Annotated in this window: 1 pseudogene; it reads right to left on the reverse strand. The window is 58.2% G+C overall.

Annotated elements, in window-relative coordinates:
• Positions 1-633, reverse strand: a pseudogene (locus tag NOV72_RS31755) (transposase); the annotation flags it as partial.
• Between the last annotated feature and the right edge of the window lie 46 nt (positions 634-679).

The following is a 679-nucleotide window of genomic DNA, read 5'->3' on the forward strand; positions in this document are numbered from 1 at the left end:
CCATCGACCACACCGCATTCATCGACAACGGCACAACCAAGGGCTGCGGCGCTTGCCGTACCAGCCGCTTGCGCGGCTTGATGCGCAGGTTCAGTTCCAGCTCCCGGTAAATCCGGTACACACGCTTGTGGTTCCACGCGAAGCCCTTCACATTGCGCAGATACAGGAAACACAGCCCGAAGCCCCAGTTGCGATGATTGTCGGTCAGCCGTAGCAGCCAATCGGCGATCTGCTCGTTCTCTTCATTGCGCTGCCGCTCGTAGCGGTAGCATGTCTGGCTTACGCCAAATGCCTTGCATGCAAGCCGGATCGACACCCCCCGGCGTGCTACTGCGTCCCTGGCCATCTCGCGGCGAGTAGATGGCCTCAATCTTTTTTTGCCAGCGCCTCGGCGACAATCTCTGCCTTGATCTTCTCTTCGACATACATCTTGCGCAGTCGCGCGTTCTCCGCTTCCAGCTCCTTCATTCGCGCCATCAGCGACACGTCCATGCCGCCGTACTTGCCGCGCCAGTTATAAAAGGTCGCCGTGCTGATGCCCAGTTCGCGGCAGATTTCCGGCACGGCAATGCCCGACTCGGCCCGCTTGAGTGCTTCCATGATCTGGCTGTCTGTGAACTTCGACTTCTTCATTGCGTAGAACTCCCTTTGCTGGAAATTCTACTTCTGATCCCGCTTA

Source organism: Caballeronia novacaledonica, assembly GCF_900258035.1.
In the GTDB taxonomy this organism is placed as follows: domain Bacteria; phylum Pseudomonadota; class Gammaproteobacteria; order Burkholderiales; family Burkholderiaceae; genus Caballeronia; species Caballeronia novacaledonica.